The sequence below is a fragment of the Streptomyces sp. NPDC058145 genome, from assembly GCF_042884245.1.
In the GTDB taxonomy this organism is placed as follows: domain Bacteria; phylum Actinomycetota; class Actinomycetes; order Streptomycetales; family Streptomycetaceae; genus Streptomyces.
Window position 1 is genome coordinate 81,248 of the sequence record NZ_JBHVUH010000002.1, and the last position, 25,087, is coordinate 106,334.

The 25,087-nt window shown below is 74.1% G+C and carries 20 protein-coding genes; 7 read left to right on the plus strand and 13 right to left on the minus strand.

Annotated elements, in window-relative coordinates; translation table 11 throughout:
- Window positions 1-111 precede the first annotated feature (111 nt).
- Window positions 112-1,455 carry a diacylglycerol/lipid kinase family protein gene (locus tag ACFVVO_RS04575; protein WP_390051697.1) on the minus strand — a complete coding sequence of 448 codons (1,344 nt, stop codon included), beginning with the start codon at window positions 1,453-1,455 and terminating at the stop codon, window positions 112-114.
- 177 nt (window positions 1,456-1,632) lie between these two features.
- On the opposite strand from ACFVVO_RS04575, the gene ACFVVO_RS04580 reads away from it, so the two are divergent.
- Window positions 1,633-2,475, plus strand: a complete 843-nt coding sequence (locus ACFVVO_RS04580) for a patatin-like phospholipase family protein (protein ID WP_390051699.1) — start codon at window positions 1,633-1,635, stop codon at window positions 2,473-2,475.
- A gap of 15 nt (window positions 2,476-2,490) precedes the next feature.
- Here ACFVVO_RS04580 and ACFVVO_RS04585 read toward each other — a convergent pair whose 3' ends face one another.
- The 6 genes from ACFVVO_RS04585 to ACFVVO_RS04610 form a co-directional block, all read right to left on the minus strand.
- Window positions 2,491-3,795 carry an ABC transporter substrate-binding protein gene (locus ACFVVO_RS04585; RefSeq protein WP_390051701.1) on the minus strand — a complete coding sequence of 435 codons (1,305 nt, stop codon included), beginning with the start codon at window positions 3,793-3,795 and terminating at the stop codon, window positions 2,491-2,493.
- On the minus strand, window positions 3,792-4,856 hold the full coding sequence (locus ACFVVO_RS04590) for a hypothetical protein (RefSeq protein WP_390051702.1): 1,065 nt from the start codon (window positions 4,854-4,856) through the stop codon (window positions 3,792-3,794). The genes ACFVVO_RS04585 and ACFVVO_RS04590 overlap by 4 nt, the downstream gene beginning before the upstream one ends.
- Window positions 4,853-6,400 (minus strand): VWA domain-containing protein, encoded by a 1,548-nt coding sequence (locus ACFVVO_RS04595; RefSeq protein ID WP_390051704.1) that lies wholly within the window; start codon window positions 6,398-6,400, stop codon window positions 4,853-4,855. The genes ACFVVO_RS04590 and ACFVVO_RS04595 overlap by 4 nt, the downstream gene beginning before the upstream one ends.
- Window positions 6,401-6,441: 41 nt before the next feature.
- Complete coding sequence (locus ACFVVO_RS04600) at window positions 6,442-8,721, minus strand: tetratricopeptide repeat protein (RefSeq protein WP_390051706.1); 2,280 nt, start codon at window positions 8,719-8,721, stop codon at window positions 6,442-6,444.
- A complete protein-coding gene (locus tag ACFVVO_RS04605) occupies window positions 8,718-10,412 on the minus strand; it encodes a trypsin-like serine peptidase (RefSeq protein ID WP_390051708.1) in 1,695 nt (564 codons plus the stop codon). Before ACFVVO_RS04605 ends, ACFVVO_RS04600 begins: the two co-directional genes overlap by 4 nt.
- A gap of 468 nt (window positions 10,413-10,880) precedes the next feature.
- Complete coding sequence (locus ACFVVO_RS04610; RefSeq protein WP_390051710.1) at window positions 10,881-11,348, minus strand: TIGR03668 family PPOX class F420-dependent oxidoreductase; 468 nt, start codon at window positions 11,346-11,348, stop codon at window positions 10,881-10,883.
- A 244-nt stretch (window positions 11,349-11,592) separates the two neighbouring features.
- Between ACFVVO_RS04610 and ACFVVO_RS04615 the strand changes: the two genes are divergently transcribed.
- Together ACFVVO_RS04615 and ACFVVO_RS04620 are read left to right on the plus strand one after the other, a co-directional pair.
- On the plus strand, window positions 11,593-12,360 hold the full coding sequence (locus ACFVVO_RS04615) for a polysaccharide deacetylase family protein (RefSeq protein ID WP_390052334.1): 768 nt from the start codon (window positions 11,593-11,595) through the stop codon (window positions 12,358-12,360).
- A gap of 103 nt (window positions 12,361-12,463) precedes the next feature.
- Window positions 12,464-12,904 carry an SRPBCC family protein gene (locus tag ACFVVO_RS04620; protein WP_390051712.1) on the plus strand — a complete coding sequence of 147 codons (441 nt, stop codon included), beginning with the start codon at window positions 12,464-12,466 and terminating at the stop codon, window positions 12,902-12,904.
- Between the two features lie 15 nt (window positions 12,905-12,919).
- Here ACFVVO_RS04620 and ACFVVO_RS04625 read toward each other — a convergent pair whose 3' ends face one another.
- The 5 genes from ACFVVO_RS04625 to ACFVVO_RS04645 form a co-directional block, all read right to left on the minus strand.
- Window positions 12,920-14,071 (minus strand): XdhC family protein, encoded by a 1,152-nt coding sequence (locus ACFVVO_RS04625; protein ID WP_390051714.1) that lies wholly within the window; start codon window positions 14,069-14,071, stop codon window positions 12,920-12,922.
- A gap of 45 nt (window positions 14,072-14,116) precedes the next feature.
- Window positions 14,117-15,574: an NCS2 family permease gene (locus ACFVVO_RS04630; protein ID WP_390051716.1), complete on the minus strand. Its 1,458-nt coding sequence runs from the start codon at window positions 15,572-15,574 to the stop codon at window positions 14,117-14,119.
- Between the two features lie 196 nt (window positions 15,575-15,770).
- A complete protein-coding gene (locus ACFVVO_RS04635; protein ID WP_390051717.1) occupies window positions 15,771-18,155 on the minus strand; it encodes a xanthine dehydrogenase family protein molybdopterin-binding subunit in 2,385 nt (794 codons plus the stop codon).
- Between the two features lies 1 nt (window position 18,156).
- The gene (locus tag ACFVVO_RS04640; protein ID WP_390051719.1) at window positions 18,157-18,732 is read right to left on the minus strand and encodes a (2Fe-2S)-binding protein; all 576 of its coding nucleotides are present in this window, start codon (window positions 18,730-18,732) and stop codon (window positions 18,157-18,159) included.
- Complete coding sequence (locus ACFVVO_RS04645; RefSeq protein ID WP_390051721.1) at window positions 18,732-19,625, minus strand: FAD binding domain-containing protein; 894 nt, start codon at window positions 19,623-19,625, stop codon at window positions 18,732-18,734. The genes ACFVVO_RS04640 and ACFVVO_RS04645 overlap by 1 nt, the downstream gene beginning before the upstream one ends.
- 342 nt (window positions 19,626-19,967) lie before the next feature.
- On the opposite strand from ACFVVO_RS04645, the gene ACFVVO_RS04650 reads away from it, so the two are divergent.
- The 3 genes from ACFVVO_RS04650 to ACFVVO_RS04660 all read left to right on the plus strand — a co-directional run bounded on the left by ACFVVO_RS04650 (window position 19,968) and on the right by ACFVVO_RS04660 (window position 23,171).
- Entirely contained in the window at window positions 19,968-21,641 is a 1,674-nt protein-coding gene (locus tag ACFVVO_RS04650; protein ID WP_390051723.1) for a PucR family transcriptional regulator, read from the plus strand.
- 166 nt (window positions 21,642-21,807) lie between these two features.
- Window positions 21,808-22,575, plus strand: coding sequence for a hypothetical protein (locus tag ACFVVO_RS04655; RefSeq protein ID WP_390051725.1), 768 nt, complete (start codon window positions 21,808-21,810; stop codon window positions 22,573-22,575).
- A 71-nt stretch (window positions 22,576-22,646) separates the two neighbouring features.
- On the plus strand, window positions 22,647-23,171 hold the full coding sequence (locus tag ACFVVO_RS04660) for a DUF2231 domain-containing protein (protein ID WP_390051726.1): 525 nt from the start codon (window positions 22,647-22,649) through the stop codon (window positions 23,169-23,171).
- Window positions 23,172-23,247: 76 nt separating this feature from the next.
- Here ACFVVO_RS04660 and ACFVVO_RS04665 read toward each other — a convergent pair whose 3' ends face one another.
- The gene (locus ACFVVO_RS04665) at window positions 23,248-24,030 is read right to left on the minus strand and encodes a GntR family transcriptional regulator (protein ID WP_390051728.1); all 783 of its coding nucleotides are present in this window, start codon (window positions 24,028-24,030) and stop codon (window positions 23,248-23,250) included.
- Between the two features lie 165 nt (window positions 24,031-24,195).
- On the opposite strand from ACFVVO_RS04665, the gene ACFVVO_RS04670 reads away from it, so the two are divergent.
- Window positions 24,196-25,035: a (2Fe-2S)-binding protein gene (locus tag ACFVVO_RS04670; protein WP_390051730.1), complete on the plus strand. Its 840-nt coding sequence runs from the start codon at window positions 24,196-24,198 to the stop codon at window positions 25,033-25,035.
- Window positions 25,036-25,087 lie beyond the last annotated feature (52 nt).

Consider the following 25,087-nt stretch of genomic DNA (forward strand, 5'->3'; position numbering starts at 1 on the left):
GCCGTCGCCGCCTTCCGCCGGCGCACCGGGGCGAACTGGACGCCACCCGGCGACGGAGCGGCGGACACGCCTCCCCCGGCGCCCGGGGCGGACTGACCGGGCCGCGCCGGGTCAGCGGGTGTCGCGGCCGGCGGCGACGCGGCCCATGGTCAGGGCCAGGCGGCGGACCTCGCGCCAGTTCATGGCCGGTGCCACGCGGGGCGCTCCGGGGCGGTGGCGCGGCACGCGGACGCGCAGGGCGCCCGGCTCGATGCGGCAGCGCACCGGGGTGGGCAGCGTCAGGGCCTCGCCGTCGACACCGGCCGGGACGGCGGGGGCGTCGGCGTCGACCACGACCTCCCGGGCCGCGAAGGCGGTCAGCCCACGGCTGCGTCCGCCGAGCAGCAGCAGCTCGGTCGCCTCCGTCGTGCTGTTCACGTCCACGGCCAGCACGCCCAGCCGGCCGGAGTCCAGCCGCTCCCGGTGGCCCAGTCCCGCCGCGTCGTCGCTGCGGTAGGGGTTGTTGCTCACCAGGACGGCCTGGGGACCCGTCAGGCTCCGCTCACCGGCGCGGACGACGAGCCGCGGGCCGCTGTGCCGGGTCAGCAGGTCGGGGAGCATCTCGAGGGTGGTTCGGGCCTTGTCCTCGCGGTAGGCGGGGCTCTGCACCACGGCCGCGTACACGCCGAACGAGGCGTTGTTGACGAAGACGCGCTCGGTGCCGCCGTGCGCGGGTCCTCGGCCGGCGCTGATACGGCCGAGGTCGACGCGGAGTTCGACACCGTCGGTCAGCGCGTCGAGGCAGGCCGCGGGGTCCTGCCGGTCCAGGCCCAGGTCCATGGCGAAGTGGTTGCGGGTGCCGGCGCTGATCACGACGAACGGAACGTCGTGTTCGGCGGCCACCGCGGCGACCAGGGCCTGGGTGCCGTCGCCCCCGGCGACGCCGAGCAGATCGGCTCCGCGCCGCACGGCCCGCCGCGCCAGCTCGGCCACGTCCTGCGGCGCGGCCGGGTCCAGTACCGCGACCTCCGCGCCGAGAGCCCTGGCACGCTCGTCGAGGCGGAACTCGCCGACCTTGCCGCCGCCGGAGCGCGGGTTCATGATCAGGAAAGGGTGCCGGGCCCGGCCGGCCGGGAGCTCCGGCATGGCGGGCGTGTCGTCGCCCGCGAGCGCCGCGCGCCCGGCGGAGACGGCAAGCGCCCACAGGCCCAGCGAGACCAGCACGACCCACAGCAGCCCGGCGGCGGCGTACAGGGCGAGGACGGCGAGCGGCGCCGCGACCACCAGCACCACGGCGAGCGACCTGACCCAGCCGGTGCGGCTCAGCAGCCACCACACACCGGCCGCCGTCAGCACCGTCCCGGCCAGCCCCACGAGCAGCAGGACGATGCTGCCCGGCCCGGCGAAGACCAGTAGCACCGCCACCGCCGCCGCGCCCGCCACCAGGGCCAGACGCGCGGTCCAGCGCCTGTTCATGCGGCAACCTCCCGTTCCCGTCGTCCCAGGCTACGAGCGGGCGCCGCGGACGGCATGTCCGCGGACGGCGCGGCCCGGTGGCCGCATCCGCCGGCACCGTGGCCACATCCGGACGGTCGCCTTCACCCCGTGTGGTGTCATTCCGGTGGATCAAGAACCGACAACCGAGGAGCAGGGATGTCCGAGGCTTTGGTGCTGGGCGGTGGCGGTGTGGGCGGGATCGCCTGGATCACCGGGGTGCTGACGGGGCTCGCCGACGCGGGGCAGGACGTCTCCGGGGCGGATCTGCTGCTTGGGACGTCCGCCGGTTCCACCGTCTCGGCGCAGCTCGGCAGCGGGCTGGGGCTGGCGGAGCTGTACGCCCGGCAGGTGGATCCGGCGCTGCAGTCCGCCGAGATCATGGCCGTGATGGACCTGGAGGGGTTCGCCGGCGAGATCGGTGCCGCGGCGTCCGCCGGCGCCTCCGTGCCGGAGCTGCGCCGGGCCGTGGGGCGGGCGGCGCTGGCGGCGCCGACCGTGCCGGAGCCGCGGCGGCGGGCGGTGATCGAGTCGCGGCTGCCCTCGCACGGCTGGCCGGAGCGCGCGCTGCGGATCGTCGCCGTGGACGCCGAGAGCGGGGAGCCGCGGGTCTTCGACAAGGACTCGGGGGTGCCGCTGGTCGACGCGGTGGCGGCGAGCTGCGCCGTGCCGGGCGTGTGGCCGCCGGTCGGCATCGACGGGCGCCGGTACGTCGACGGCGGGGTGCGCTCGATGGCCAACCTCGACTTCGTGGACGACGCGGACCGGGTGGTGGTGATCGTGCCGATGGGCATGACGGAGCCGTTCCCCAGCGAGCAGCCGGTGGAGCGGTCGGTGCGGGAACTGCGCGCCCGGGGCACCGAGGTCGTGGTCGTGGCGCCCGACGAGGAGGCGCGGGCGGCGATCGGCGACAACCCGCTGGACCCGGGGACCCGCGGCCCGGCCGCCGAGGCGGGCCGGGCACAGGGACGGGCGCTGCGGCTGCCCTGGCGGCACGGCTGAGACGGCCCCCGGGCCTCAGGAGCCGTGGTCGCAGACGGAGTTCAGCCAGGTGAGGCTCTCCGGGCTGCTGAGGCTGTCCAGGTTCTTCAGCAGGTCGTCCAGATGCCGCTCGCCCGGGTCGGCGAGGAAGTCGATGGTCGCCTGGGCGAAGGCGTCACGGACCTGCGGCGGCATCGCGTCGGAGGCGTCGAAGCAGTGGACGGCGTCCTTGTCGAGGAGGGTCCGGGCCAGCGAGCGGTGCCAGCCCGCGCCGGCGTCGGCGGCGGACGGCTGGGCCCCGGCGTGCACGGAGAAGCCTGACTCCTTCGCGACCCAGGCCCGTTGGGCCCCGGCGGAGGCCAGGTGGCGGATGAGCGCTCTGGCCTGCGGGGTCGCGTGCAGCAGGGCCACCAGGTCGCCGGAGACCTCCCAGGCGTCGTGCGCCGTGGCGCCGGGGATCAGCCGGGAGGAGGGCGTGTAGCGGCCGTCCGCCTTCTTCCAGGGGCCGAGGTCCCGGATGAAGGAGGCCTGGTGCTCCAGGGTGCACCGTGGCGGGTCGGCGGTGACCAGCTCGGACGCCTGCTGGTACTCGGTGAGCAGGGCGCGCTTCACGAGGGCCTTGTGGTCTCCGGCGCCGGCCAGCCGGCCCCAGGTGGTCCAGGCCCGCTTCACCTCCTGGGACTGCCAGGACAGCCGGCCGCGGGCCCAGCGCTCGTAGGCGCCCGGGCCGTACTGCTGCAGCAGGATGTCCTCGATCCAGTCGGTGCCGGGCCAGCCGCTGGTCGCGCCCGAGCCCATGCCCAGGCACCACTGCCCCGGCCGCCCGGCGATCTCGTTCAGCGTTCCCGGAGGGGTGCGCGCGGGGTACCAGACGATGCTCTTGAGGTCGGCCTTGAGCGGGAACCAGTACACGTGCCCGTTCAGGGGCGTGACCCAGGACTCGCTGAAGTCCTCCCGCCGGATGAGGTCGTCGAGCGGCTTCAGCTGCTGCCGGCCCGCGTAGGCGGCCAGTTCGCCGGGGCCGGTGAGCACCACCACGTCGGGTGGTGTGCCGGTCTCCACGTCGGCGCCGAGCACCTGGCTCTCGGCGGAGCTGCCCTGGTACTCGACCTTGATGTGGTGCTCCCGCTCGAAGGGTTCGATGACCGCCTCGCGGAAGTACCGCGCGTCCCTGCCCGTCCAGTTGGCCAGCAGGGTGACGGTCGGTTCCTGCCCCAGGGCGCGTACGCCGGTCACGACGGCCGCCGCCAGCACGACCAGGCAGCTCGCCACGACGGTGACCGTGCGGACCGCGCGGCGCCGGGCGCCGGGGGCGGCCCGGTCCTGCCCGGGGGCGCTCACCGCGGCCTGAACCGGTAGTCGTTGATGTGCGGCCGCAGACCGGCCTCGGTCAGTGCCATGAGCAGGACGCCTCCTATCACGATCCACCCCGAGGCCGCGGCGCGGAAGCCGGTGTGCGCCAGGAACGACGCGGTGCGCGGTCGCGCGTCCGTGACGGCCTGCCCGGCCACCACCTGGTCCAGCAGGCCCCGGGTGTCGGCCATGCCCCGGTGGGTCCACACCGTGAACAGCACCAGGGTCAGGAACCCGCCGGCCGTCAGTGCCGCGGCACCGATGAGCTGCCGGTTGTACCGGCGCCGGAAGCGGCGGCGCAGGAACAGCTGGGTCTCCGCCAGGGCCGCGCCCAGCGCGAGGACGCACAACCCGGCCACGCTCCAGCCGAGCCACAGCGGCCAGCCGAAGGAGGTCTGCCGCTGCACCGCGGCCCGCTGCTGGTCCTGCAGCAGCTTCAGCCGGGCCTCGATGCCGGACTCGCCGCTCCGCAGCATGCTGGTCGCGTAGCTCATGTAGGCGTCCCGCAACACGCTGTTGCTGGGCTCCAGTTGGGCCCTCTGCACCATCGCGGTGTATCCGGTGACCAGGCCGGCGACCGTCTGCAGGGCCTGCCGGCCCGCCGGCCCGCCCACGTCGTCCGCGGCGGCTTCGGCGAGGCTCTGCGCGGCCACCGAGATCTGCTTCTGGAACTCGCTGGTCGACGGGGTCGCCCCGTTCGCGTCGGCCTGTGCCTCGCCGAGCGCCTTCAGTGCGGTGTCGATGGCGACGACGGCGGGGGCGCTGGCGGTGCGCAGCGGGCCCGCGTCCGCGTGCACGCCCTGGTAGGAGACTAACAGGGACAAGGTCAGCAGCGCGGACAGGGCCAGCAGCAGACGCCGGCGCACGGCGAGGTCGTACGCGGTCGTGCTGCCGTCGGGCGGCCGCCGCCCGGCGCCGAGGAAGCCGCCGAACGGGCGGGGCAGCGACGGGCGGTCGCGGGGGCCGGTGGTGTCGCGCGCGGGCAGCGGTCCGCCGGGGCCGGGGCCCCGTTTCGTCCGCGCCGCCGCCGGCTCCGTCCCGGCGCTCACGCGGTCCCCCCGAGCAGTCGCCCGCACTCGCCCCCGCAGTAGACCGAGTCGGCCGGGCCGAGCCACGCGCAGTCCGGGCACTCGACGAGGTCGTCGGAGCCGGCCGGCTCGACGGGGCCCGGCGGGCCCTCCGCGCCGGCGGAGGGTGTTCCGGCGGGCGGTGTTCCGGCGGGCGGTGGCTGCGGTGGTGTGGTCATGGCGCTGGAGAGGATCAGGTGCTGCCAGTCGACGTCCTTGAGGCCGTCGCGGACCCGGCCGGTGCCCGGTACGGCCTCGATCCGGCGCAGGGCGGCGAGCAACTGGGCGTCGTCCAGTTCGGCGGCCAGGGACAATGCCCGGGCGAGGGCGCGGTCCGCCTCCGCCCCGCCCTCCGCGCGGCGCAGCCAGGCCCGGTATGCCCGGGCCACGGCCGCGCTCGTCCGCTGGTACAGCTCATGGCGGCGGACGCCGGGGTGCGGCTGGGAGGCGTCGAGCGGGTTGTCGGTCCAGCGCACCAGGACGGGCCGGGGCGCGGGCAGCCGTACCGGGTGCCCGGAGTCGGGTACGACCGCTTCCACGGCCGCGAGCTGGAGGTCCTCACCGGTGTCGCGGCCGGTGGGATCGGCGGTCAGGACGACCTGGAAGTGCCGGGTCTCCTCGCCCCAGGCGCGGGTGACGTACTCGGCACCCCGCTCGCCCGGCCCGGCGTCGAGGGCGTGGAGTTCCCGCTCGCTCGGCACCACCTGCTTGACCTGGCGGATCACCGTGCCGGGGGCTGGGGTGATCCTGATGCGCAGCTCGGGGACCGCCGTGCCGAGCAGCGAGTTCGTCAACTCCTCGTAGGCGGCGGTGAGTTCCGACTCGCGGCGGACCGCGCCGGCCCGGCCGTGCAGCCGCCGGGTGATACGCAGCAGGAGGTCGGCGTCCCAGTCGTCGCCGATTCCCCAGGCGTCGCAGACGAACCGGCCGTCGCAGGCCTCCAGGGCGGTGTCCAGCGGCATGCCGGCGCGGTGGTCGTGTTCGTTGCGGCCGTCGGTGAGCAGCAGGACGTGTTTGACCGGCGCGGACTGCTTGCTCAGCAGCCGGCGGGCCAGGTCGAGCCAGTGGCCGATGGCGGTGCCGCCGTCCGCGTCCAGCAGCCGTACGGCGCGTTCGGCGGCCGCGCGTTCGGCCCGCCCGGCGACCGCCATCACCTCCTGGCCGGGGCCGGGATGGACCACCGAGGCGTCGAACCGGCCGGACAGCACGGCGAACGCGGTGCCCTCCGGGAGCAGCCGCAGGGCCGCCGCCGTGGCGTCCTTGGCGGCGTGCAGCTTGGCGGCCGGGTGCAGCATGGAGCGGGAGGTGTCCACGATCAGCACCTCGGCGAGGGCGGGGCCGGCACCGCGGGCGGACCCGGTGGCGTTCCGGGAACCGCCGCCGCCGACGCCGATCTCCAGGATGGCGTGCATCTCCCGGGCACGGGGCCGGCCCGTCGCGCCCGGCGTCACGGGCAGCTCCTTGTTCTGGCCGACCGCCAGGGTCACCTCGATCTCCTCGGCGTCCCCCGTGTTCCCGGCGCTCATGACTGCCTCCTCTCTCGCTTCCCTGGGTGTGGTCGGCGTTCTCAGAACGTGGTCATCGGCCGCACGGCGTGGGCCAGATCGAGCAGCCGGCCGTGTTCGGCGGCGGTACGGGCCTGTGCCGCAAGCTGCCGGAAGGACTGCTCCAGCAGGGTGCGCATCTTGTCCTCGGCGCCGGATCCGAGCAGGTCGCCGGCCGGGAAGTCCGGTCCCCAGCCCTGTTCCGGGCGGCTGTCCAGGACGTTCTCCCGGACCTCGGCGACCAGCCGGGCCCGCGAACCGCCGTCGGCGGCGCCGCCGTCCAGGTGCAGCTCGGGCAGCCGCCGCACGGCGTCCCGCAGGTCGGCCGGAGTGGGCGGGCGGCCGTGCAGGAGTCCGGCGCGGATGCGTACGGCCGCGACGCGGGCGGCGTCGTAGTGGCGGGAGGTGGCGGGCACGGCGTCCAGGACGTGGACGGCGGCGTCCCGGGCGCCGGCCGCCAGGTGGCCGCGGGCCAGGCCGAACGCGGCGGCGGTGTGCGCGAAGTCCCGCGCCCGGACCGCCTCGTAGAACCTCATCGCGCGGCCCGTGTTCCGGCCGCCGGCGTGTTCGGCGCAGTGGGCGAGGGCGAGCTTGGGCACGTACTCGCCGGGCAGCGCCCGGTAGACGGCCTCGAAGCAGCTCTCCGCCTGCCGCACCTCGGCCTTGCTCAGGTGCAGCACGCCCCGGTGCCAGGCGATGCGCCAGTCGTGGGCGGCGGAGCGTTCGCCGAGCAGGGTCTCGGCCTCGGCCAGCCAGTTCCTGGCCTCACCTTGTTCGCCCTTTCGCAGGTAGGCGCGGCACAGCCAGAGCGCGGTCTCGGGGGTGCCGAGGCGGGATTCGCGGGGCCACTGCCGGGCCACCCGGTCGGGGGCGTCGGGCGGGAAGGTGTCGAGCAGCAGGGCGGCGCCGTCGTCGGGGTCGGGGACCGGTTCCGGGAGGGCGCCGGCGATCTCGGCGGGAGGGGGCGGGGAGACGTCCAGTGCGGCGGGCCGTCCGCCGGCGCGGCCGGTCCAGTGGTCCAGGGCCGGGATGGCGCCGAGCCCGGCGTCCAGTCCGGCCTCGGAGGCGCGGAACCGGGTGGAGCTCTCGGGCAGTTGCTCGCCGAACTGGAGTGAGCGGAACTCCCGTAGCACTTCCCAGCATTGCCGGGACATCTCGGCGGCCGACCGGAACCGGGCGCGGGGTTCGCCGTGGGTGGCCCGGTCGATGAGGCGGCGGAAGGAGTCCGGGGCGAGACCGCGAGCCGGTTCGGCGCTGCGGGCCAGGGCCTGGAGGGTCATTCCGACGGTGTAGAGGTCGCTGTCGACGTGCCAGCCCCGGCTGTCGATCTCCTCCTTCGGCGGGGCGAAGGTCGCGGTGTAGACGTAGGCGGAGGCGCGGTCGCCGATCGCGCGGACCGCGCCGAGGTCGATGACCTTGATCGCCCGTCCGAAGTGGATGACGTTGGCGGGCTTCATGTCGCAGTACAGCAGGCCGCGTTCGTGCATGTACTGCAGGGCGCCGAGGATCTTGCAGCCGTAGGTGAGGACGTGGTCGAGGCGGGGCCGGCCCTGGAATATCCGCTCGGCGTCGTCGGCGTCGAAGAGCTGCTGCAGGGAGGGGCCGGCGATGTAGTCCATCACGAGGTAGCCGGTGGGGGAACGGCCGGCGGACCCGTGTTCGGCGTAGGTGATGATGCGGACGATGTCGGGGTGGTGCAGGTCGGTGAGCGAGCGGCGTTCCTCGACGGCGTTGCGGCGGGCGAGAGCGTCGTGCACGTTGATCAGGCCCTTGAGGACGACGCGGTAGCCGTCGGCGCGGATGTCCTCGGCGAGGTGGATCCAGCCCAGGCCGCCGTGCGCCAGGCAGCCGAGGATCCGGTAGTGGCCGGCGACCACGTCGCCCTTCTCCAGCTGGGGCAGGAAGGAGTAGCGGGTGCCGCAGCGCGGGCAGCGGCCCGTGGCGCGCGCGGGCTGGCCGCCGTAGCCCACGCCGATGGTCATCGTGCAGCCGTTCGCGCCGCAGCGGCGGCCCCCGGTGGGCGGCCGGGGGTCCTCGACCGGTGCGCCCTCGGGCACGGGCACCTCGGGCAGCAGGACCAGTCCGTGCTGGTCGAGTTCCCCGACCCCGGCGACGGCGTGGACGGGGCCCGGGCCGGGCGGCTCCTCGGGGCCGGGGCCCGCATCGGGCCGCGGGGGCGGCGGATCGAGGCTCTGTCCGCTCCGCGGCTCGGCCCGCGGCTCCTGGTGGCGGTGCCCGCAGGTGTCGCAGTAACCGGTGGTCATGATGTGGCCCGCGCAGCCGGGCCGCAGGCACGACGTCATCGGGCAGCACCTCCGTTCCCGGGTGCCGAGCCGGAGCAGAAGCCGACGAACCGCTCCACGGCGCTCTCCGCCTCGGCCACGTCGCAGGGAATCTGCCGCAGCAGCGACAGAGCGCGTTCGTAGAGCCGGTAGGCCTCCATGACCCGGTCGTCCTCGGACGCGGCCCGCTGTCTGCACAACGGCCACTCGGCGGTGACCCGGCCGAGGAGTTCCTCGCGGCGGCGCAGCCGGGAGTCGAGGACGTCCACCGCCTGCTCCAGCCGCAGGCGGCGGCGTTCGGCGGCGTCCTCGAAGGTGAACAGCAGGTCGGCGCGCCCGGGTTCGCGTTCCGGCTCGGGGGTGTGGGCGACCCACTCGCGCAGCATCCGGGTGCGCCGTACGCCGGCCTCGGCCTGGTCCAGCAGCCGCCGGGTAGCGGGGTCGGGCAGCACCCGGTCCCGGCGCGCGTCCAGCGCGGGACCCAACTCATCGACGATGCACTGGAGTTCGTGGTCCAGTCGGCTCCAGCGGCCGCGCAACGGCCGCTGGACGAAGGACTCGGCGGCCCGGTCGGCACGGCCGCCCCGGCGGCGGAAGACCAGGAGCAGCCGCGCACCGTGCTGGGCGAGCCGGTCGAGCAGGCCCAGCAGGTCGTCGGGTTCGGCGGCCCGGTCGACACCGGCCAGCACGGCGGCGAGCGGGACACGCAGAGCGCCGAGCCGCTCCGGCCGGGGGTCGCCGCTGATGCCGAGCCGTTCGGCGATTCGGCGCATGACCTGGCCGGCCGTCATGTCGGTGACGTCCAGCGCGAGGTCGTGGCCGCCGGCCGGGGGCACGGTCTCGGGCGGGTCGTGGGTGAAGGCGCTGGTGTTCTGCCGGGTGCGCAGCTCCCGGTCGGCCAGGGTGACGGCACGGTTGAGCGTCCAGGCGCGCGCGCCGCGCGCGGGGACGACCGTGACCAGCACCGGCCAGCCCTCGCCCCGGAACCAGGAGGCGAGTTCGGTGGCGAAGGGCACGTCGAGCCGGCCCGCGGCGGGCGTCGCGGTGCTGCGCAGCGCCGGGTCAACGGCTTCGGCGCCGGCGCTCCAGGCGGCGGCCTGCGGCAGATGGCTCAGCACGGTCTCGGTGGGGCTCATGTAGCTGAACACGGAGCCGGATCCCTCGTCGACACTGAGCACGATCCCGATGACCTGGTCGGTCTCGTGGTCGATCACCGGCCCGCCGCTGAAGCCGGGGACGGCCAGTTCACCCGGGGTCTGCGGGCGCAGCTGCACCTGGCTGTCCCGGCCCCGGGCGGCCACCAGGGTGGCGCCGTGCCAGCGGCCGCCGGCGTCGCCGTCCGGGAAGCCGTACATGCTCACCGGTCCGTGCGGCGCGGCGAGCCGGTGCAGCCGAGTGGTGTGCTCGGCGGGCAGGGGCTCGGCGAGCCGCAACAGGGCCAGGTCGCCGCTGCGGTCGCCGAAGGCGTCCTCCCGCTGCGGCACGTGTTCGTCCTCGCGGACCGTGGCGGCGACGCCGGGCACTCCGGGGACGCCGAGGAAGTGGACGACGTAGGGCCGGTCCGGGCGGACGACATGGGCGGCGGTGAGCACCCGGTCGGGCGCGAGCAGCACCCCCGCTCCGAGCACCTGCCCGTCCGGTTCCTCGATGCGGGCGATCCAGGACGGTATCCGTAACCGCGACTTGACGGCTCGCTCCCCCGTGCGCGTCATGTCAGCCGAGGTTACTCCGCGTGTTCCTCCGGGGCCACTGGTGTGCACGGGGTTGTCGCGCGGGGCGGACAATGAGGCCCCCGCGATCCAGAGCCAGAAGAGGGAAACGTGAAGAAGAAGCGCATATGTCTCGTCGCGGTGGCGTGAACTGTCCTGGCAGCCGCATGCGGGGGAGGCGAAACGCCCGTCGACACCTCCCGCCTGACGGACCCTCAGCAGGAATGGGTCGAGTTCGCCTACGCGCACGAGAAGAACGCCGAGACGAAGAGGGCGTGGGAAGGGCTGACCGCCGAAGGCGTCAAGTCCTACCTCCGTCGGCAGCGTCCACGTCTGTGCGGCGACTCGGCGTCGCTGATGGGGAGCCTGAAGGAAGCGGGCTACACGGCGGACGAGATGCAGGAGTACGCGGACAGGACCGAGGAACTGATCTGCTCGCACCCGTGACAAAGACCGCCCGGCACGTCCCGGTCACGACGGGCGGGCGGCCAGCGCCTGCCAGCCGGTCCACCGCAGCACGGTGACGTCGATCACCGGCCCGGCCGGCGGACACGGCCCGTACTGCGGGTACTTGGCGCACAGCAGCGCCACGGCCGTCTCGCGCGCCCGCCGTACGGCCGCGTCGGCGGTGTCCGGCGGCAGGACGCGGGCCTCTCCGTCGGCACGCACCCACCACAACTGCTCCCAGTCCTCGTCGTAGGCGTCCACGAGCAGGCACACCGCCGGCCGTACGGCCAGGTTGGCCAGCCGCTTGAGGCGGGTGGTGGTCTTGGGCTTGTGGTCGACGGCGGTGACGAGCCGGTCGGTGCCGTCGAGGGTGTGGTGGGCGAAGACCACCGGCACCTGGTGGGGGCGGCCCGCCACGTCGGCGGTGGCCAGCCGGGCCACCCGGGCCGCGGTGAACCGGCGCCGCGCCTCCGCCTCCTCCAGTCGCGACATGTCCGCTCCTCGCTTTCCGGCCACCCGGAAGCCGGCGCACGTGCGGTGCGCCGAGCACGCCGGCTTCGGTGAGTCACCCGGAGTTCCCGCCCCCGCTCCTCCATGGTGCTCCGGCGGTGCCGTCCGGTGCTCGCCCGGCTTCAATAAATCGAACACGCGAACTATGCACTGAATGTATAGTCCCGGCATGCCTCTCACGACTTCGGCCGGCACGAACCCGGCCCCGCAGCCCTCGCCCATGAAGATGCGCAGAACGGGGCGCGGGTTGCGTCTGTCCGCGCTCGCCTCGGTGGCCGCCTGTCTGGCGCTGACGCTGTCGGGCTGCGCGGAGGTCGACACGACCGCCCCCAGCACGGTGCGCACCGAGGGCGCCCACGGAGCGCCGGCGGCGCTCGGGACGGTGGACTGCCGAGAGGCGAAGTGCATCGCGCTGACCTTCGACGCGGGGCCGAGCGAGAACTCGGCACGGCTGCTCGACATCCTCAAGGAGAAGAAGGTCCCGGCCACCTTCTTCCTGCTCGGCAAACGGCACATCGACACGTACCCGGAGCTGGTCAAGCGGATGGCGGCCGAGGGCCACGAGGTCGCGAGCCACACCTGGGACCACAAGATCCTGACCCGGATCTCCGACGAGGGGATACGCGAGGAACTGCGGCGGCCCGACGAGGAGATAGAGCGGCTCACCGGGCACAAGCCCACGCTGATGCGCCCGCCCCAGGGCCGCACCGACGCCGACGTGCACCGGATCTGCAAGGAGCTGGGCCTGGCCGAGGTGCTGTGGAGCGTGACCGCGAAGGACTACACGACCACCGACTCGGCGCTGATCACCAAGCGCGTCCTGGAGCAGGCCTCCCGGGACGGCATCATCCTGCTGCACGACATCTACCGGGGCACCGTGCCGGCCGTGCCCGGCATCATCGACGCGCTGAAGGCCCGTGGCTACGTCTTCGTGACGGTTCCCCAGCTACTGGCGCCGGGGAAGGCCGAGCCGGGCCAGGTGTACCGGCCCTGAGCCGGCCGGCCGTCAACTCCCTGTCACGGACCGCCGTTGAGCCGTGCAGGTGATCCGGGGCCGAGCGCGCGGATGGCCGGTGGCGATTGCCTACGATCGGGTCGTGCCCTACTTCTCCGTCGAACGCACCGTGCCCCTTCCGATCGAGGAGGCGTGGCGGCGGCTCACCGAGTGGCCCCGCCACGGTGACGCGGTGCCCTTCACCCGCATCACCGTCCTCACGCCGGCGCCGACGCACGAGGGCACCCGTTTCGTGGCCCGCTCGGGCGTCGGCCCGCTCGGCTTCGACGATCCCATGGAGGTCACGGTCTGGCGCCCGCCCGTGGACGGCGAACCGGGGCTGTGCCGCCTGGAGAAGCACGGGCGGGTGATCCGGGGCTGGGCCGAGGTCGAGGTCGGACCCGGGCCGGGCGGCCGGGCCCGGGTGGTGTGGCGGGAGGACGTACGGATCCGCTTCCTCCCCCGCCTCTTCGACGGCGTCGTGGCACGCACGGCGCGGGCGGTGTTCGGGCGCGCGGCGAACCGGCTGCTCCGGCGGGCGTGACCGGCCGACGGCCGCTCAGGCCACCGACCCGATCCGCCCCGCGGGAGTCACCGCCGTGTCGTGGTGGATCGGGGTGTGGGCGCCGGTGAGGGAGACGCCGCTGCCGCCACGACGGCCCGCGACGATCTCCGCGGCGATCGACAGGGCCGTCTCCTCGGGGGTACGGGCCCCGAGGTCGAGGCCGATCGGGGAGCGCAGCCGGGCCAGTTCGAGTTCGCTGACGCCGACCGCGCGCAGCCGCTCGTTGCGGTCCAGGTGGGTGCGGCGGGAGCCCATCGCGCCGACGTAGGCGACCGGCAGCCGCAGGGCCAGCCGCAGCAGCGGTACGTCGAACTTGGCGTCGTGGGTGAGGACGCACAGGACGGTGCGGCCGTCGACGTCCGTGCGCTCCAGGTACTCGTGGGGCCACTCGACGACGATTTCGTCGGCGTCCGGGAAGCGGGCCCTGGTGGCGAACACCGGGCGGGCGTCGCACACCGTGACGTGGTGGCCGAGGAACTTGCCGACCCTCACCAGCGCGGAGGCGAAGTCGATCGCGCCGAAGACGATCATCCGGGGCGCGGGGACCGAGGACTCCACCAGGACCGTGAGCGGGGCGCCGCAACGCGAGCCCTGCGTGCCGATCTCCAGGGTGCCGGTGCGGCCCGCGTCCAGGAAGGCGCCGGCCTCGGCGGCCACCGTGCGGTCGAGTTCGGGATGGGCCCCGAAGCCGCCGTCGTGGGAGCCGTCGGGGCGGACCAGCAGGGCGCGGCCGCGCAGTCCGGCCGGGCCCTCGGCGATCCGGGCGACCGCCGCCGCCTCGCCTCGTACGGCGGCGCCGAGCGCGGCCGCGAACACCGGCCGGGCGGGATCGTCCGCCCGGACCGGCGTGACGAGGATGTCGATGACGCCGCCGCAGGTCAGGCCGACGGCGAAGGCGTCCTCGTCGCTGTACCCGAAGCGCTCCAGGACGGTCTCCCCGTCCTCGAGCGCCTGCCGGCACAGCTCGTACACGGCGCCCTCCACGCACCCGCCGGAGACCGAGCCGACGGCCGTGCCGTCGGCGTCCACCGCGAGGGCGGCGCCCGGCTGCCGCGGGGCGCTGCCGCCGACGGCCACCACGGTGGCGACGGCGAAGTCACGGCCCTGCTCGACCCACCGGTTCAGCTCCTCGGCGATGTCCAGCATCTCTCGGTCTCCTAACGGGGTTGTGGTGTAGAGGCGTTGACGGGGCTAGTGCACGCCCAGCCAGCCCTCGATCGGGTGGAGGGCGAAGTAGACCAGGAAGACGACCGTCAGCCCCCACATGAAGGCCCCGATCTCGCGGGCCCTGCCCTGGGCGGTCTTGATGGCCGTGTAGGAGATGACGCCCGCGGCGACACCGGTGGTGATGGTGTACGTGAACGGCATCAGGACGACGGTCAGGAAGACCGGGATCGCGGTGGCGCGGTCGGCCCAGTCCACGTGCCGGGCGTTCATCAGCATCATGGCGCCGATGACCACCAGGGCGGCGGAGGCGACCTCCTGCGGCACGATCGCGGTCAGGGGGGTGAAGAACAGGCAGGCGGCGAAGAACAGTCCGGTGACGACCGAGGCCAGACCCGTGCGGGCGCCCTCGCCGACCCCGGTGGCCGACTCGATGAACACCGTCTGGCCGGAGCCGCCCGCCACGCCGCCGATCGCACCGCCGGCGCCGTCGATGAACAGCGCCTTGGACAGACCGGGCATCCGGCCCTTGTCGTCGGCGAGCCCGGCCTCGGTGCCGACGCCGATGATGGTGGCCATCGCGTCGAAGAAGCCGGCCAGGACCAGGGTGAAGACGATCATGCCGACGGTCGTCGCGCCGACCTGTCCCCAGCCGCCGAACTCCACATGCCCGAAGAGCGAGAAGTCGGGCATCGAGATCGCGCTGCCGTGCAGTGCGGGCGCGCCGCCCGCCCACTGCTCGGGGTCGATCACGCCGAGGCCGTTGAGTACGGCGGCGACGGCCGTGCCGGAGACGATGCCGACGAGGATGGCGCCGGGGACGTTCCGGGCCTGCAGCATGAAGATCAGCAGCAGGGTGCCGGCGAAGAGCAGGACCGGCCAGCCGGCGAGTTCACCGGCGGGGCCGAGGCTCACCGGGGTGGCCTTGCCCTGGTGCACGAAACCGGCCTTGTAGAAGCCGATGAGGGCGATGAACAGACCGATGCCCATGGTGATGCCGTGCTTGAGCGCGAGCGGGATCGCGTTCATGATCATCTCGCGCAGGCCGGTGACGACCAGCAGCATGATGACGACGCCGTACAGCACGCACATGCCCATGGCCTGCGGCCAGGTCATGTGGGGGGCGACCTGCGAGGACAGGACGCCGGAGACCGACAGGCCGGCCGCGAGCGCGAGGGGCACCTTGCCGACGAAGCCCATCAGCAGCGTGGTGAGGGCCGCGGCGAACGCGGTCGCGGTGATCAGGGCCTTCTGGCCGAGGGTGTCCCCGGCCGCGTCCTTGCCGGACAGGATCAGGGGGTTGAGCAGGAGGATGTACGCCATCGCCATGAAGGTGGTGACGCCGCCGCGCACCTCACGCGCGACCGTGGATCCTCTGCCGCTTATGTGGAAGTACCGGTCGAGCCAGGACCTGCCGGCCGGGACGCGGGCGCCTTCGCCCGCGTCTTCGGCTGTGGTCCTGGGCTCCACTGACTGCTGGGTCATGGGCCAACTCCCAAGGTTCACAGGGGCACCCGGCTGCCGTGGGGCGGCAGGCGGGATTTGGGATTGGACGGCCCGGGGGACGGCCCGAGACGAACGTGGTACTTGCTGACCGGCGCCGGGACGGCCGTGGGTCGGGCGTTGCCCGGCGCCGGGGTGCCGGCGTCGCGACGGCGTCGCGACGCGACGGCGGCCGTCTTTACGCGGTGCCCGTGAGGTGTTCCGGGCGGACCGGTGTGCGGTTCAGCTCCAGTCCGGTCGCGTTCCGGATCGCCGCGAGGACGGCCGGGGTGGACGACAGGGTCGGGGCTTCGCCGATGCCACGGAGCCCGTACGGGGCGTGGTCGTCGGCGAGTTCGAGCACGTCGACGGGGATGGTCGGCGTGTCGAGGATCGTGGGGATCAGGTAGTCCGTGAAGGAGGGGTTCCTGACCTTCGCCGTCTTCGGGTCGACGACGATCTCCTCCATCACCGCGACCCCCAGCCCCTGCGTCGTGCCGCCCTGGATCTGGCCGACGACGGAGAGCGGGTTGAGCGCCTTGCCGACGTCCTGGGCACAGGCCAGTTCGACGACCTTGACCAGGCCGAGCTCGGTGTCGACCTCGACGACGGCGCGGTGCGCGGCGAAGGAGTACTGGACGTGCCCGTTGCCCTGGCCGGTGCGCAGGTCGAAGGGCTCGGTCGGCCGGTGCCGCCACTCCGCCTCGATCTCCACGGCCTCGTCCTCCAGGACGTCGACCAGGTCGCCGAGGACCTCGCCCGCGTCGGTGACCACCTTGCCGCCCTCCAGCAGGAGTTCGGCCGTGGCCCAGGCCGGGTGGTAGGAGCCGAACTTGCGGCGCCCGGTCTCCAGGACCTTCTCGCGGACCAGTTCGCAGGCGTTCTTCACGGCGCCGCCGGTGACGTAGGTCTGCCGGGAGGCCGAGGTCGAACCGGCGCTGCCCACCTGGGTGTCGGCCGGGTGGATGGTCACCTGGCTGACGCCCAGCTCGGTGCGGGCGATCTGCGCGTGGACGGTGACACCGCCCTGGCCGACCTCCGCCATCGCGGTGTGCACGGTGGCCACCGGCTCGCCGGCGATCACCTCCATCCGGACGCGGGCGGTGGAGTAGTCGTCGAAGCCCTCGGAGAAGCCGACGTTCTTGATGCCGACGGCGTAGCCGACGCCGCGAACGACGCCCTCGCCGTGCGTGGTGTTGGACAGACCGCCGGGCAACTGGCGTACGTCGGCGCCCTCGCTGGACTCCCACTGGCGCTCGGGCGGCAGTGGCATCGCCCTGACCCGGCGCAGCAGTTCGGCGACCGGGGCCGGGGAGTCGACGGGCTGCCCGGTCGGCATGAGGGTGCCCTGCTCCATCGCGTTGAGCTGCCGGAACTCCACCGGGTCCATGCCGAGTTCCTTGGCCACCTTGTCCATCTGCGCCTCGTAGGCGAAGCACGCCTGGACCGCGCCGAAGCCGCGCATGGCGCCGCAGGGCGGGTTGTTGGTGTAGAGGGCGATGGCCTCGATGTCGACGTCGTCGACGACGTACGGCCCGACGCTGAGCGAGGCGGCGTTGCCGACGACGGCCGGGGAGGCGGATGCGTAGGCGCCGCCGTCCAGCACGATCCGGCACTTCAGGTGGGTCAGCTTGCCGTCGCGCGTGGCCCCGTGCTCGTAGTGGAGCTTGGCCGGGTGGCGGTGGACGTGCCCGAAGAAGGACTCGAACCGGTTGTAGACGATCTTCACCGGCTTGCCGGTGCGCAGCGCCAGCAGGCAGGCGTGGATCTGCATCGACAGGTCCTCGCGGCCGCCGAAGGCGCCGCCCACGCCGGCCAGCGTCATCCGCACCTTGTCCTCGGGCAGGCCGAGGACGGGCGCCATCTGGCGGAGGTCGGAGTGGAGCCACTGGGTGGCGATGTAGAGGTGGACGCCGCCGTCCTCCTCGGGCACCGCGAGACCGGACTCGGGGCCGAGGAAGGCCTGGTCCTGCATGCCGAAGGTGTACTCGCCCTCGACGATGACGTCGGCCCGCTCGCGTGCCGCCGCCACGTCGCCGCGCACGATCGGCTGGCGGTGGACGACGTTCGGATGCGGGACGTGGCCGAAGTGGTGGTCGTCGCGGTTCTCGTGCACGAGGATCGCGTCCGGGGCGGTCGCGGAGGCCTCGTCGGTGATGACCGGCAGTTCCCGGTACTCGACCTTGATCTTGGCTGCGGCGCGGCGGGCGGTCTCCGGGTGGTCGGCGGCGACGATGGCGACCGGCTCCCCGTGGTGGCGCACCTTGCCGTGGGCGAGGACGGGGGTGTCCTGGATCTCCAGGCCGTAGTTCCGCACGGCGGTGGGCAGGTCGTCGTAGGTCATGACCGCGTACACGCCGGGCAGGGCGAGGGCCTCGGAGGTGTCGATGGACACGATCTCGGCGTGCGCGACGGTGGACCGCAGGATCTGGCCCCACAGCATGTCCTCGTGCCACATGTCGGACGAGTACGCGAACTCGCCGGTGACCTTCAGGGTGCCGTCCGGGCGGAGGGTGGACTCACCGACGCCGCCCCGGGTCTGCGAGCCCTGCGTGATCTTCGTAGGCGCGCCGTTCGTCGGCATCTCAGACCCCCTCGGACTGACGGGCGGCGGCCAGGCGGACCGCGTCCATGATCTTCTCGTAGCCGGTGCAGCGGCACAGGTTGCCGGACAGGGCCTCGCGGATGTCCGCGTCGCTCGGGTCGGGGTTGTGCTCCAGCATCTCGTCGGCGGCGACCAGCAGGCCCGGGGTGCAGAAGCCGCACTGGACGGCACCGGCGTCGATGAACGCCTGCTGGACGGGGCTGAGTTCGGTGCCCTCGCCGGTCTGAGAGTCGACGCCCACGGCCTGCCAGCCCCTGGCCTCGTCCAGGGACGTGCCGCACGAGCCGGAGTCGCCGCAGGAGCGCTGCCTGGCGTAGTCCGCGAGGCCCTCGACGGTCACCACCTCGCGGCCCTCGGCCTGGCCGGCCGCGACCAGGCAGGAACACACCGGCACGCCGTCCAGGCGCACGGTGCAGGAGCCGCACTCGCCCTGTTCACAGGCGTTCTTGGAGCCGGGCAGGCCGAGGCGCTCGCGCAGCACGTACAGCAGGGACTCGCCCTCCCAGACGTCGTCGGCCTCCTGCGGGCGTCCGTTGACGGTGAAGTTGACGCGCATCACGCAGCTCCCTCGGTGGCGCGGCGGGCGCCGCGGTACGACTCCCAGGTCCAGGTGAGCGTCCGGCGGGCCATGACGCCGACCGCGTGCCGGCGGTAGCTCGCGGTGCCCCGGACGTCGTCGATCGGGTTGCAGGCGCCGGAGCACAGTTCCGCGAACCGCTTGGCGACCGACGGGGTGACGATCTTTCCGTTGTCCCAGAAGCCGCCCTCCTCCAGGGCCGCGTTCAGGAACTCCTCGGCGGCCTTGGCCCGGACCGGCGTGGGCGCGGCGGATCCGATGCCGGTGCGCACGGTGCGGGTCCCGGGGTGCAGGGCGAGGCCGAAGGCGCACACGGCGATCACCATGGCGTTGCGGGTGCCGACCTTGGAGTACTGCTGCGGGCCGTCCGCCTTCTCGATGTGCACCGCGCGGATCAGCTCGTCGGGCTGGAGGGCGTTGCGCTTGACGCCGGTGTAGAACGCGTCGATCGGGATGAGGCGGGTGCCGCGGGCCGCCGACTCCACCTCGACGTCCGCGCCGGCCGCGAGCAGGGCGGGGTGGGCGTCTCCGGCGGGCGAGGCCGTGCCGAGGTTGCCGCCGACGCCGCCGCGGTTGCGGATCTGCGGGGAGGCGACCGTGTGCGAGGCGAGCGCGAGGCCCGGCAGCTCGGCACGGAGATTCTCCATGATCTTCGCGTAGGAGACGGAAGCGCCCAGCCGGACGGTGTCCTCGCCGACCTCCCACTCGTAGAGGTCACCGACGCGGTTCAGGTCGAGCAGGTACTCGGGCCGGCGGTGGTCGAAGTTGATCTCGACCATCACATCGGTGCCACCCGCAATCGGCACAGCGGTGGGGTGCTCGGCCTTCGCGGCGAGCGCCTCCTCCCAGCTGGCAGGGCGAAGGAAGTCCATACCCGGCTCTCTTCTTCGTCTCGTGAGTCGTACGGATCGAGCCAATCCGGGTGCGGCGGGTCCGGCTCGTTCATGTGCTCTTTACGCGGAGTGGGCTCAGTACACCGCCCCGTACTCCGGCGGGGTCAGTCACCGAAACCATGAAGGAGTTGGCTGGCCACGACGGGCATCTTGTAGATTCGTATGAACGGAGGCCATCGGTAACCTCTCCGTTTTCCCAGGGAAACGCCGGTGACGGCCCGGCGGCCCCGCCGTACGGCCCTGGCACCCGTGTTCCGGGCCCGTCACGGGTCCCCACCAGGATTCATCGTAGATTTCGAGACACAGAACGGCGGCGACGAGATGCGGCTGCGCGCACTGCTGGACACCGATGCGCTGGGGCTGCGGCTGCTCGGCGGCGAGGACGAGCTGGACCGCTCCGTACGCGGGGTCATGACCACCGACCTGCGCGATCCGAGCCGCTATCTGTCCGGTGGCGAGCTGGTGCTGACCGGCCTGGCCTGGCGCCGCGACGCCGGGGACTCCGAGCCCTTCGTACGGATCCTGGTGCAGGCCGGGGTGGCGGCGCTGGCGGCCGGCGAGGCCGAGCTGGGCGATGTGCCGGAGGACCTGGTGCTGGCCTGCGCGCGACACCGGCTGCCGCTGTTCGCGGTGCACGAGTCGGTGGCGTTCGCGACGGTCACCGAGCACGTGGTGCGGCAGGTCTCCGGGGAGCGGGCCGGTGACCTGGCGGCCGTGGTGGACCGGCACCGGCGGATGATGACCTCGGGCCCGGCGGGCGGCGGCCCCGACGTGGTCCTCGACCTGCTCGGCACCGACCTCGACCTGCGCGCCTGGGTGCTCTCCCCCACCGGCCGGCTGATCGCCGGCTCGAAGGTCGCGGGTCCGGCGCTGCCGGCCGAGACCTGCGCGCGGCTCGCCGCCGAGCACCTGGCCGCCACCCGCTCCGGCCGGCGCGGCCCGCACCGGGTCTCGCTGGACGGCAGCACCTTCTCCCTCTTCCCCATCCGCTCCTCCGGGCGCTCCCCGCAGGCCGCCCGCGACATGCGCGAGACGGTCCTGTCGGACTGGCTGCTCGCGGTCGAGGCGGACGCCGGGGACTGGCCCGAGGAGCGCCTCGACCTGCTCCAGGGCGTCACCCAGCTGATCTCCGTCGAGCGCGACCGGCGGGACGCGGCGCGCACGGTGCGGCGCCGGCTCGCGCAGGAGGTGCTGGAGCTGGTGCAGACCGGTGCCGCGCCCGCCGAGATCGCCGCGCGGCTGCGGGTGGCCGCGCCGGTGCTGCTGCCCGGGCTCGGGGCGGCCCCGCACTGGCAGGTGGTCGTGGCCCGGGTCGAGTGGGACGGCGGAGCGGTGGAGGGCGGCCCGGTCGCCCAGTCGCTGCTGGAGGAGGTCCTGGTGGACCCGCTGGCCACCGGCCCCGAGCCCTCGGACCGGATCGCCGTCGCCCACACCGGGGACGAGGCGATCGCCCTGGTGCCGCTCCCGGCGGTCTCCGCCGACCAGGACGGCTCCGAGACCGGCCTGCTCGCCGACGCGCTGCTGCGGGCGGTACGGGAGCCGCTGTCGGCGGGCCTGGCCGACGACGGGCGGCTCACCCTCGGTGTCAGCGCCGCCGTGCACTCGGCGGAGGGCCTGCGCGGCGCGCTGGAGGAGGCGCGGCACGCCCGCCGGGTCGCCGCGGCCCGCCCGGGCCGGGTCTGCGCGGCCGGGCACCAGGAGCTGGCCTCGCACGTGCTGCTGCTGCCGTTCGTCCCGGACGACGTCCGCCGCGCCTTCACGGCGCGCCTGCTGGACCCGCTGACCGACTACGACCGCCGCCACCGCGCCGAGCTGATCCCGACCCTGGCGGCGTTCCTCGACTGCGACGGCTCCTGGACCCGCTGCGCCACCCGGCTCCACCTGCACGTCAACACACTGCGCTACCGGGTCGGGCGGATCGAGCAGTTGACGGGACGGGACCTGTCGCGCCTGGAGGACAAGCTGGACTTCTTCCTGGCGTTGCGGATGAGCTGAGGCGACAGGGGCGTGACAGAGTCCGGCCAAGTCACGCCAAGATCCCTCGACTTTGTGAATTTTTTCACCCATCCCCTTGGCCCAGCCCCATGATTGGTGCTGGAATGCCGCCACCACTCAACAGCTCGACGGCGTGCTCGGGGAGGGCAACGTGGCGCATTCCGCCATGTCTGGCAATGGAACGACCGCCGGTGACGATCCTCTCCAGACCGCGGTATGGCGGTTGCGCTCGCGGGCCTGCTGGGCCGACGCGGCGGCCATGCTGCCGGCGGACACCCCGGCCGCGACCCTGCAGCGGACCTCGCTGCTGGTCGAGCGGTGCCTGTACACCGAGCGGGGCTGGGCCGAGGCGGAGGACGCGCTGCGCACGGCGGAGGCGCAGGCGCACACCGACGAGGAGCGCGGGGCTGCCGCCTGCGAACGCGGCCAACTCGCCTACGCGGCCACGCTGCACGGCGTACGGGACCGGGCGGACGAGGCGCGGTCCGCGCTGGGGCGGGCGGCGGCGCTGATCCCGCCGGGCGCCGTGGGGCGGGCGCTGCTGGACTTCCGGCGGGGGCTGCTGGCGGAGAACCTGGCCCACTCCCCGCAGGCGGCGCGTGCGGCCTACCGCCGCGCCCACGCGGGCGCCACGGCGCACGCCGATCCGCTGCTGCTGTCCTTCACCTGGCGCCACCTCGCCGGGCTCGCCCTGCGCGACGGGGAGCTGGCTGAGGCCCGGCACGGCTTCGCCGAGTCGCTGCGGATCCGCGAGGAGCTGGGCTACCTGGTGGGCACGGCCCCCGCGCTGGCCTCCCTGGCGGACGCGGAGTCGGAGCCGGAGGCCTCACGGCTGCGGGAGGAGGCCCGGCGGCTGTTCCGGTTGCTGGGCGGCGTCCCGACCTGGCTGGCCCGGCAGTTGGCCCCGCCGGCGCCGGGTGCCGCGACCGCCTGAGGGCCGCCTCAGAGCCGACTGAGAGGTTGCTGTGCCAGTGTGACGCGCCCCGACCCCCTCAGGAGTGCTCGATGAGTCTGGTCAACGGCCTGCCGGCCCATGTCCTGCTGGTCCACATAGTCGTCGTACTGATACCGCTGACCGCGCTGGCCCTGGTGGCCGACGCGGTGTGGCCGCGGGCCGCCCGGCGGCTGGGCGTGCTGCTGCCCTCGCTCGCCCTCGTGGCCCTGGTCAGCGTCCCGCTGGCCACCCAGGCCGGTGAGTGGCTGGAGCGGCACGTCGACGACGACGCTCTGGTACGGCGGCACACCGAGCTGGGCGACGGACTGCTGCCGTGGGCGCTGGGCCTGTTCGTCCTGGCGGCGGTCGTGTGGTGGGCGGCACGCGGTCCGAGGCGGGAGGGCCAGGACGGCGGCGGCGCGGCGCGGCCCACCTGGCTCACCTCGCTGCCGCTGCGCGTCGTCGTGTCGGTGCTGTCCCTGGGGGTGGCGGCCGGAGCCGTGGTGGACGTGTACCGCATCGGCGACTCCGGCGCGAAGGCCGCCTGGCACGACGCCTACTCCAAGAGCGCGCACGGCGAGCGGGACGGTTCCTGACCCGTACCCCGGGGCGGCGCGGGACGGCCAAGCCCCGTCCACGGCCGGGCGGCACCCGTGGGGTGTCCGCCCGGTGTCAGGCGGCGCCCGCGAAGTGGTCGCCGACCAGGTCCCGCACCACGTCGAAGTCGCGGGCGATCAGCGCCTCCAGCAGCGCCGTGTGCTCGGCGGCGTCGGCCACGAGGTCGGCGCGGCCGTGCCGGACCGGGCCGCCGACCAGCGGCCACTGGGAGCGCCGGTGGAGGTCCTCCGCCATCCGCACGAGCTGCGCGTTGCCCGCGAGGGACAGCACCGCCCGGTGGAAGGAGCGGTCGGACTCCGCGTACGTCGCCGGGCAGCCGGAGGACGCGGCGCGCACCGTGTCCTCGGCCAGCGGCCGCAGCTCGGCCCAGCGCTCGGCGGGCACCGTACGGGCCAGCCGCAGCATCACCGGCACCTCCAGCAGCGCCCGCACCTCGGCGAGCTCGGCCAGCTCCCGGGCGCCCCGCTCCATGACCCGGAACCCGCGGTTGGGCACGACCTCGACGGCGCCCTCGAGGGTGAGCTGCTGCATGGCCTCCCGCACCGGTGTCGCCGACACCCCGAAGCGCTCGCCGAGGGCCGGCGCCGAGTAGACCTCGCCCGGTCTCAGCTCGCCCGCCACCAGGGCCGTCCGCAGCGCGTCGAGGATCTGCCCGCGCACCGAGGAGCGCTGCACGGTGGCCCTGGGCCGCGGGATCGGACGCTCACCGTGGGTGTGCTCACCCCGCGCCCCGGGCAGGCCGGTGTCCCGTTGGCCGGACGGCTCGGCCGCGCGCTCCCGCGCCGGGGCCCGGGCCTCGCCGAACGGGTCGGCGGAGCCCTGCACACCCTGCTTCACGGGGCCTCCTCCGGCTTGTCGGCACTTGGGGTCATTAACGGCGGGTTGTCACTTGTCCGTCAAGCACCATAGGCGCATGGGGCGGCTCTTCAAATTTCCCGGAGGATGGATAAGGTTAGGCTTACCTTTGCATTCAGCCCGCGATCAAGGTCCGGTGACCCCGTCATGCCCGCTACGGCCTCGCCGTTCACCGCCGCGTACGCCCGCCTCACCGCGGCCTACCCGGGACTGACGGTCACCGAGCCGCACCCGGCGCGGGCGCTGCCCGAGGGCGGCGGCTGGGTCGGCGCCGCCGGGCTCGCCGAGGGCGGGGACCGGCTCGACGCCTTCCTCGCCCGGGACGAGGCCCAGGTGCTGCGGGACTACGGCCGGCGGGCCCGCCCGGACGTCGTCGCGAGCTTCGGCCTGCACCGCTACGCCTGGCCGGCCTGTCTGCTGATCACCGTCCCGTGGTTCCTGCACCGCCGGGTGCCCCGGCTGCCCGTGACGGCTGTCTCCTACGACCGCGTGGCCGGCCGCATGGCCGTCCGCCCCGCTTCCTTCTCCTGCCTGCCGGGCGATCCGGCGGCCGCGCTGCCCGGCGCGGTCGTCGTGCCGGACGAGGAGGCGCTGCGGGCCGAGGTGCGCGCGGCCGTCGCCGAGCACCTGGAGCCGGTGCTCGCCGCCTTCGGACCGCGGATGCGGCGGCGCGGGCGCGCCCTGTGGGGCATGGCGACCGACGAGGTCGTGGAGGGCCTGTGGTACGTCGCCCACCTGTTCGGCGCGGACGAGGAGCGGCGGGCCGTGCGGGAGCTGGAGCTGCTGCTGCCGGGGGCGACGCGGCCGTACGCCGGCTCGGCGGGGTTCCGCGTGCTGACCGGGCCGGGCGGCGAGCCGCTGGCCACCCGGGACCGGGCGAGCTGCTGCATGTTCTACACCGTGCGCCCCGAGGACACCTGCGCCACCTGCCCGCGCACCCGTGACAGCGACCGAATCGCCAAACTCACCGCGACCATTGCCGCCTGAGGCTCTCTCAGGTCCGGACGGCGTCCCGCGTCCACTAAGATCATCACGATCG

Bases quoted from the DNA above. Each gene is read 5' to 3' on its own strand.
- ACFVVO_RS04575 (WP_390051697.1), bottom strand. From the start codon at position 1,455: ATGAACAGGCGCTGGACCGCGCGTCTGGCCCTGGTGGCGGGCGCGGCG.
- ACFVVO_RS04580 (WP_390051699.1), top strand. From the start codon at position 1,633: ATGTCCGAGGCTTTGGTGCTGGGCGGTGGCGGTGTGGGCGGGATCGCC.
- ACFVVO_RS04595 (WP_390051704.1), bottom strand. From the start codon at position 6,400: ATGAGCGCCGGGAACACGGGGGACGCCGAGGAGATCGAGGTGACCCTG.
- ACFVVO_RS04600 (WP_390051706.1), bottom strand. From the start codon at position 8,721: ATGACGTCGTGCCTGCGGCCCGGCTGCGCGGGCCACATCATGACCACC.
- ACFVVO_RS04605 (WP_390051708.1), bottom strand. From the start codon at position 10,412: ATGACGCGCACGGGGGAGCGAGCCGTCAAGTCGCGGTTACGGATACCG.
- ACFVVO_RS04610 (WP_390051710.1), bottom strand. From the start codon at position 11,348: ATGTCGCGACTGGAGGAGGCGGAGGCGCGGCGCCGGTTCACCGCGGCC.
- ACFVVO_RS04615 (WP_390052334.1), top strand. From the start codon at position 11,593: ATGCGCAGAACGGGGCGCGGGTTGCGTCTGTCCGCGCTCGCCTCGGTG.
- ACFVVO_RS04625 (WP_390051714.1), bottom strand. From the start codon at position 14,071: ATGCTGGACATCGCCGAGGAGCTGAACCGGTGGGTCGAGCAGGGCCGT.
- ACFVVO_RS04630 (WP_390051716.1), bottom strand. From the start codon at position 15,574: ATGACCCAGCAGTCAGTGGAGCCCAGGACCACAGCCGAAGACGCGGGC.
- ACFVVO_RS04635 (WP_390051717.1), bottom strand. From the start codon at position 18,155: ATGCCGACGAACGGCGCGCCTACGAAGATCACGCAGGGCTCGCAGACC.
- ACFVVO_RS04640 (WP_390051719.1), bottom strand. From the start codon at position 18,732: ATGCGCGTCAACTTCACCGTCAACGGACGCCCGCAGGAGGCCGACGAC.
- ACFVVO_RS04645 (WP_390051721.1), bottom strand. From the start codon at position 19,625: ATGGACTTCCTTCGCCCTGCCAGCTGGGAGGAGGCGCTCGCCGCGAAG.
- ACFVVO_RS04650 (WP_390051723.1), top strand. From the start codon at position 19,968: ATGCGGCTGCGCGCACTGCTGGACACCGATGCGCTGGGGCTGCGGCTG.
- ACFVVO_RS04655 (WP_390051725.1), top strand. From the start codon at position 21,808: ATGTCTGGCAATGGAACGACCGCCGGTGACGATCCTCTCCAGACCGCG.
- ACFVVO_RS04660 (WP_390051726.1), top strand. From the start codon at position 22,647: ATGAGTCTGGTCAACGGCCTGCCGGCCCATGTCCTGCTGGTCCACATA.
- ACFVVO_RS04670 (WP_390051730.1), top strand. From the start codon at position 24,196: ATGCCCGCTACGGCCTCGCCGTTCACCGCCGCGTACGCCCGCCTCACC.